The sequence below is a fragment of the Treponema sp. R80B11-R83G3 genome (assembly GCF_054786115.1).
The window spans coordinates 1-7757 of sequence record NZ_BDHF01000062.1; the positions used below are offsets into that span (position 1 = coordinate 1).

The following is a 7757-nucleotide window of genomic DNA, read 5'->3' on the forward strand; positions in this document are numbered from 1 at the left end:
ATATTTAATAAATAGAAGTAAAAGAATGTTTTATAGAAAAATATTGAAGGTTTTTCTATTTGTATTTGCAGTATTTTTTTGCAGCCGCTGTAAAATTGTTCCATTAAATAATGAAGCCTTTATACCTGAAGATTTTTCTTTTCCTGTTTCAGGGAATATACTGGAAAAAAATAATATTATTAGCGTTCTTGAAGTTTCATTAAAAAGCAATAAAACTGTTCCAAATGCGGGAATATTACTTGAAGGGCAGATAAAAAAGCCAATACTGCAAAACAAGCCAACTGAAATGTTTATGCCAATGGTAAATTTAAAAAATCAAGGTGATTATATTAATGTTCGCGTTTTACCAAAATACAAACAATCCTATTTCTGGAGTGGAACTATTTCTATTGGCAATTATTCTACAAACGCGAATGTTACGTTTGACGCGTATGGCACGAAAAATGGAAGCGGTAAACAATTTATTTTGACAAAGGCGGTTATCGGGCAAACAAACCTCCAATTTGATGATCCTTTCGAGATTTCTGATCATGGTGAAGATTTCCCCTTCCTTGTCGGGTATTCAAATACAATATATGGCAGGTATAGAATATATGCTATATTTGGTAATTTAAATGAAAACATAATAATGGAATTAAAAAATTCTGTCGCATTACTGGTTTGTTTTTTACACTCAACAAAAGTATTAAAGGACATTAATAATGACTGGGATCTCCCATTATTTTATAGATATGTCTATCCGTATGGGAAATAAAGAAATATCTTTATTATATTTGTAATGGTCTGGAACTATTTTTTACCACATTGCCGTTCACCGTACTACTGGCATAGCCGCATGTCTTGGGACAACGCTCACTTTGCCTACAGAATTGATTTTATGTAATTGACAATATATACCAAATTGGATATACTTTCTTATATATATGGGCAAGACTATAATCAGTGAAGATGGACGCTTTGAATGGGATGAAAATAAGGATCGTCAAAATAAAAAGAAACACGGTTTTTCATTCAATGAAATTTTGGAAATCTTTGATGATCCTTCTTTTTTGGAGGGGTATGATTATGAACACTCTATTAAGGAGGAACGATATTATGGCATTGGATGTCTTAATAATGTTCTGTACATAATAGCATTTTACACATTGCGGGAAATAAGCGTATCAGGGGATGGAAATCAAAACCTGTCCTCTGGGAAAAACAAACCGCCCCGCGTTGTTGAACGCAGAAGACTCATTTCGGCACGGCGGGCGGATAGCGAAGAACAGGAGAATTACAATGATTACTTCAAAAAAATTAAACTCTAAACGTATAGCGGAAATAATGAACTTTCCCATCACTTATGATAAAGACAGCCCCAAATTAACAGCGGAGCAGATTGCCCGCATGAAACCTGCCAATCATGAATATTGGAAAGTAAAACCTGTGAAAGTATCTCTTTCCATAAAAATTGACGCTGATATTGCGGCATGGCTTAAACAGGGTGGTAAGGGCTATCAAACACGGTTAAACGCAATATTACGCCAGGCAATGGTTCAATCACCTTTAAAAGCCTAACCAATGCTTTCTAGCGTTGCTCTGTGGGTGAAGTGAGCAGTTAGAAATGTAAGAGCCGCTTTTTCCCCGCTTCTCTTCCTTTTTTCTTTTGTTTTATTCCCATCCCCTCGCCGATCCGCTCACGCTACCGCGAAATTTAGGCAGCAGTCACCATTTGCGCGTCCTTGTCAGTCTTATCATTGTTTGGTATGCTGTATCAAGAGGTTGAATATGGAACTTGATTATACCTATTGGCAAGACGGCGCGTTCTTTGTCGGTTTTCTTAACGATTATCCGGACGATTCTACTCAGGGTATCTCTCTGTCTGAACTTGAAGAAGCCCTTATTGAAGTCTACGAAATTAAGCAGGAAGAAAAAAAACATCTGTCCGAAATCCGTAAAACCGGAAAAGTTAAAATACCCGCATGAAAAAGGATAAATTGCTGGAACAAACGATTACACGGCTCGTGATATAATAAAAAAACTTTCAAAATAAGCTTTCAACACGCGACCCTCCCCATTTCTCTTCCTTTTTTCTCTTTTCTTTTGCTTTATTCCCATTCTCCCCGCCGTGCCGCTTTAGTCATAAACGGTGACAGATACTGCGCGCGGTACCTAACTTTTTATTTCTCGAATAATTTTTATTATTCTATCCGCATTACGCTAATAATTGTTTAAATTCTCTTTAATGATTTTAGGATGAGCAGTAGAGGAAAGGATTTCATTTCTCAATAACTCCATTGAAGTTAAAATAATAAGCGTAGTAGTATCGATTTTTCCTTCGTTAGAAAGAGAAACAAACATATTGTAACTATCAGATACTCCGAATTTTTCTTTGACGGCATTTTCTATTTTTGAATAAGTACGAAGTATTTCTAACTTTAAGGGATCACTTTCGTCGGATATGTCAATCGGGCATGGATTGATTTGCCCTTTTTGCCCCTCTTCTTTGTCGAGCAAATCATTAACAAACTTGTCCATTAACTTGATTATAAGGCCATCTTTAGTTATCTGAATAAATGTCAATTTTTTTAATATTTTTTTGATAGATCTCTTAAATACAAGGAAAAGAATCAAAACAACAACAGACCACGGTAAAATGCCTGATATGAACCTGCTTATCATTTCCAAAAAATAATTTATTTTCTCCATTTTTTTTACCTCTCATCATATAACAAATTTCCCGCTCCTCATACGAAGAGCGTCCGCGCATACCAGAGCCGCGCAAAACTCCCAACTCACTTTTCCCTCCTCTTCCTTTTTTCTCTTTTCATTTTTCTTTCTTCTTTTGCTTTATTCCCATCCCCCAGCCGAGCCGCTCACGCTCGAATCAAGGTTAACTGCCGGCCCTGCGGTAGTTTCCCTGCGCCTGTTGGAGACTGCATACACCGCATTACCATTATTACTCTGAACAACGCCGGAACTGTCCTTTACTACATTGCCGTTCACAGGATCGCTGGCATAGCCAGTAATGGTTCCACCGCCCGACTTGGTGAAAGTTCCGCCACTCACATACACCCCGCCGCCTGCGCGGTCAGCGGTATTGCCAGAGATTTCCCCACCAGTCATGGTAAAGGTGCTGTCGTCCTCCACATACACCCCGCCGCCGTAGCTGTAAGAGGAGGAACCAGAGGCTGTATTGCTGGAGATTTTCCCACCGTTCATGTTAAAGGTTCCGCTATACACATACACCCCGCCGCCTTTTTCGGAAGAGGAATTGCCGGAGATTTCACCGCCGCTCATGGTGAATCCGCTATATCCCACAAACACCCCGCCGCCATCGCCGCCTGTATTACCGGAGATATCACCGCCATTCATGGTAAAGGCTCCATTATTAGCTATTTGCACCCCGCCGCCGCTCCCACCGCCGTAGGGGGTGGTATTGCCGGAGATTTCACCGCCATTTATGATGAATGTTCCGCTACTTCCCACATACACCCCGCCGCCATCGTTGGAAACGGTATTGACAGATATTTTACCATTGTTCATGGTGAAGGTGGTTCCGCTACCCACATACACCCCCCCGCCGTAGTCGGCTGTATTACTGGAGATTTCACCACCGCCCATGGTGAAAGTTCCGCTACTCACATACACCCCGCCGCCATAGCGGAAGGGAGAGGTAGAGGAATAGGAAGAGTAAGTGTTACCAGTTATTTTCGCTCCGTTATTCATAATAAAGTTTCCACCGTTAAGAGAAACAAGTGAATTGTTATTTGCGCTTCGGCCAACAAGGGTAATGTTTTCATCAAGGATGAGGGTAACGCCTGTTCTAATGGTAAATAAAGAGCCATTTGCGTTAAGGGTTATTGTTCGTTCAACGCTGTACCCCAACAGGGTAATTCCCACGATTTTGTTGGAATAATCAAGGGTTTTTGGGGAAACTGATTCATCCAACCCCAGAACAATGTAAAAATCATCGTTGGTAACCGCGTTAGTTGAAATATATGTCAATGAATCTGTAAGGTTCTGATTGCCGATTTTTACCGCGCTTCGGTACAATCCTGGCCTGCGTACATTATCCGGCGTACCGCTTGCGCTTGGTCCATAGGCGGAAACGCCGTTGGCGTTCTTTGCCCGAAGGCGGACATAATAAGTCGTGCCAGCTGTCAGTCCGGTTATGTACGCCTGAGTTCCATCAGTGGTTGTCGCAAGCGTTGTCGGCGTGCTGCTTGTCCCATAGTACACTTCATATTCATCAGCCCCCGCTACTGTTGTCCATGTTAAAATCAACTGTCTGTAATCAGGGCTTAATATCGGCGTACCTGGAGTACCAAGCGGCTTGCCACTGACCACCGTGCTTACCGTTCCCGCGCCATTGGCGTTCTTGGGCTTTACCCACACGTTGTACGTTGTCCCATTGGTCAAACTGCTGATTGTCGCCGTTGTTGTTGAAACGGCCTGCGTCGGGCTTCCCGGCATTGTACTGCTTGTACTATAATACACGTCGTACTCGTCCGCTCCGGCAACCGCTGTCCAGCTTGCAGTCAACTGACCGCTACCGGATACAAGCGTTACCGCCCCCATATTGCCAATAGGCTTGGCGTTTACAACCGCGCTCGCGTCGCCTGTTCCTGTGGCATTCTTTGGCTTTACCCACACATAGTACGTTGTCCCATTGGTTAAACTGCTTATTGCCGCCGTTGTTGTTGGGGCGTTGATTGTTTGCGAAGCGCTCGCCGGTATTGAGTTTGTTGTATTGTAGTAAACTTCGTATTGATCCGCTCCGGTAACCGCCGTCCAACTTGCCGTCAGTTGGCTATTAGCCGACACAAGCGTTACCGTTCCCATGTTCCCAAGCGGCTTGCCGCTCACAACCGCGCTTACCGCACCCGCACCAGTAGTATTTTTAGGCTTAACCCAGAAATAATACGTTGTGTTGTTGGTCAAACTGCTTATTGCCGCCGTTGTTGTTTGGGCGTTAATTGTTTGCGAAGCGCTTGCTGGTATTGAGTTTGTCGTGCTGTAGTACACATCGTATTGATCCGCTCCGGCAACGGTTGACCAGCTTAACGAAACCTGTTCATTGCCAATGCCCACCGTTATCGTCCCCATATTAGCAATCGGCTTGCCGCTTGCCATGGGGCTTGCACCGCTGGTTCCGTTGTCGTTAACTGCTTTTATCCAGAAATTATATGTTGTCCCGTTGGTTAATCCGGTAATCGTTTTATTTGTTTCAGTAACGGTAAATGATACCGTGGAGGGTATTGTGGTGGTTGTGCTTTGATAAATCTCGTAACTGCCTGCGCCCGGTACTGTAGTCCAACTAATTGTAACTTGCTGGTTTCCCAGACTTACTGTCGGTGTTCCCGGCGTCGCTATCGGTACTCCACTGACCACTGTGCTTACCGCTCCCGCACCATTGGCGTTCTTTGGCTTTACCCACACATAGTACGTTGTCCCATTTGTCAAACTACTGATTGTTGCCGTTGTCGTTGTAACGGTTTGCGATGAGCTTCCCGGCATTGTACTGCTTGTACTATAGTAAACATCGTATTCAGCCGCACCGGCGACTATTGTCCAGTTTGCCGTCAGTTGCTCGTTGCCAGATATAAGCGTTACTGTCCCCATATTGCCAATGGGTTTGGCGCTTACAACCGCGCTTGCGCCGCCTGTTCCTGTGGCGTTCTTCGGCTTTACCCACACATAGTACGTTGTCCCATTGGTTAAACTACTTATTGCCGCCGTCGTTGTTGAAACAGTCTGCGAGGGGCTTGCCGGTATCGAGTTACTGGTATTCCTGTACACATCGTATTGATCCGCTCCGGTAACCGCCAACCAACTTGCCGTCAACTGACCGTTAGCCGACACAAGCGTTACCGTTCCCATGTTTCCAAGCGGTTTCCCGCTCACCGCTGTGCTTGCGTTACCTGCGCCGTTTGCGTTCTTAGGTTTAACCCAAAAATAATACGTTGAGTTATTGGTCAAACTGCTTATTGTAAAAGTGTTTGCCGTAATTGTTTGCGTCGGGTTTACCGGCATTGAGTTGGTTGAATTCTGGTAAACCTCGTACTGATCTGCTCCGGCAACGGTTGACCAGCTTAACGAAACCTGTTCATTGCCAATGCTCACCGTTACAGTTCCCATATTGCCAATGGGCTTACCGCTTGCCATCGGGCTTGCCCCGCTGGTTCCGTTGGCGTTTACAGCTTTTATCCAGAAATTATACGTTGTCCCGTTTGTAAGGCCGGTAATTGTTTTATTCAGTACCGTAACGGTGTCTGTTGGCGTATTGGGTATCGTTGTTGTGGCGCTGTAATAAACGTTGTAACTGCTTGCGCCGGGTACTGTTGCCCAGCTAAGCGTAATTTGCTGATTTCCCGCGCTTAGGGATAACGCGCCTGGCGTCGCCATCGGCACTCCGCTTGCCACCGCGCTTGCGCTGTTGGTTCCATTGGTATTTTTGCCTTTAACCCACACATAGTACGTTGTCCCATTAACAAGACTGCTGATTGTCACTGTTGTTGTTGAAACAGTTTGTGTCGGGCTTTCGGGCATTGTACTGCTTATACTATGGTAAACTTCATACTCGTCCGCTCCGGCGACCGTTGTCCAACTTGCCGTCAGTTGGTCATTGCCAGATACAAGTTTAACCGTTCCCATGTTGTCAATCGGCTTGCCGCTCGCCATTGGGCTTGCCCCGCTGGTTCCATTAGCGTTGACCGCCTTCACCCAGAAATTATACGTTGTCCCGTTGCTCAGGACGGTAATTGTTTTACTCAGTTCCGTGACTGTAAATGACGCTGCGGTGGGTATTGTCGGGGTGGCGCTGTAATAAACTTCGTAACTGCTTGCTCCCGATACCGCCGTCCAGCTAATGGCAATTTGCTGGTTTCCCGCGCTTACTGTTAAACTGCCCGGCGTTGCCAACGGCGTTCCGCTTGCCACAGTACTCGCGTTGCCAGTGCCGTTGGCGTTCTTAGGCTTTACCCACACGTTGTATGTCGTGCCGTTGGCAAGACCGCCTATTACCGCCGTTGTTGTTGGAGCGTTAATTGTCTGCGCAGGGTTTCCGGGTATAGTGTTGCCTGTACCGTAATACACTTCATATTGATCCGCTCCGGAAACCGCTTGCCAACTAAGGGCAAGTTCACCGCTTCCGCCTGTTGTCAGCGTAACTGTTCCAATGTTGCCGACTGGTTTTGCGCTTGCTGCAGAGCTTATCGCTCCGGTTCCGGTCGAGTTTTTGCCCCTTACCCACACGTTATACGTCGTGCCATTGACCAGTCCGCTGATTGCCGCCGATGTAGTTGTAACCGTCTGCGTCGCAGTTTGCGGCGGGTTTACTCCTGTTCCGCAGAACACTTCGTATTGATCCGCTCCGGCAATCGCCGCCCATGCCGCGGACAGTTGTCCGTTGCCGGCGCTTATGGTTGGCGCTGTAGCGTTGGCAATGGGCTTGCCGCTTGCGACAGGGCTGAATGTGCTTGTGCCTATGCCGTTTTTAGCTTTTATCCAAATATAATAAGTCGTTCCGTTTGTCAGGTTTTCTATTGTCGCGGAAAGCGAGGCGGTAATGTCCGCGCCGTTTTTGGTTGCGGACGCGGAATTGTTAGCCGTACCCGTCCACACCTCGTATGCCGTTGTGCCTTCTACTGCCGCCCATGTAACGGTTACTTTCCCGTTACCGGTACTGACTGACGGCGCCGCTGGAGTTCTCGGGGTATCATTAAACGCTGAGGGCGTCCCCGTCGCCATCGGGCTAAATTCGCTTGTGCCTACCG

General features: G+C 45.8%; 6 protein-coding genes. 4 read left to right on the forward strand and 2 right to left on the reverse strand.

Features of this window, described 5'->3' with window-relative positions; translation table 11 throughout:
• The 4 genes from ACYVRH_RS08990 to ACYVRH_RS09005 all read left to right on the forward strand — a co-directional run.
• Positions 1–754: hypothetical protein (locus ACYVRH_RS08990; protein ID WP_461256583.1), on the forward strand; the 754-nt coding region annotated here is incomplete at its 5' end.
• A gap of 169 nt (positions 755–923) precedes the next feature.
• Positions 924–1307: a BrnT family toxin gene (locus ACYVRH_RS08995; protein WP_461256584.1), complete on the forward strand. Its 384-nt coding sequence runs from the start codon at positions 924–926 to the stop codon at positions 1305–1307.
• On the forward strand, positions 1279–1557 hold the full coding sequence (locus tag ACYVRH_RS09000; protein ID WP_461256585.1) for a BrnA antitoxin family protein: 279 nt from the start codon (positions 1279–1281) through the stop codon (positions 1555–1557). Before ACYVRH_RS08995 ends, ACYVRH_RS09000 begins: the two co-directional genes overlap by 29 nt.
• Before the next feature lie 210 nt (positions 1558–1767).
• A complete protein-coding gene (locus ACYVRH_RS09005; RefSeq protein WP_461256586.1) occupies positions 1768–1965 on the forward strand; it encodes a type II toxin-antitoxin system HicB family antitoxin in 198 nt (65 codons plus the stop codon).
• Positions 1966–2199: 234 nt separating this feature from the next.
• Here ACYVRH_RS09005 and ACYVRH_RS09010 read toward each other — a convergent pair whose 3' ends face one another.
• Positions 2200–2688 (reverse strand): hypothetical protein, encoded by a 489-nt coding sequence (locus ACYVRH_RS09010; RefSeq protein ID WP_461256587.1) that lies wholly within the window; start codon positions 2686–2688, stop codon positions 2200–2202.
• A 141-nt stretch (positions 2689–2829) separates the two neighbouring features.
• Positions 2830–7731: a beta strand repeat-containing protein gene (locus ACYVRH_RS09015; protein WP_461256588.1), complete on the reverse strand. Its 4902-nt coding sequence runs from the start codon at positions 7729–7731 to the stop codon at positions 2830–2832.
• Between the last annotated feature and the right edge of the window lie 26 nt (positions 7732–7757).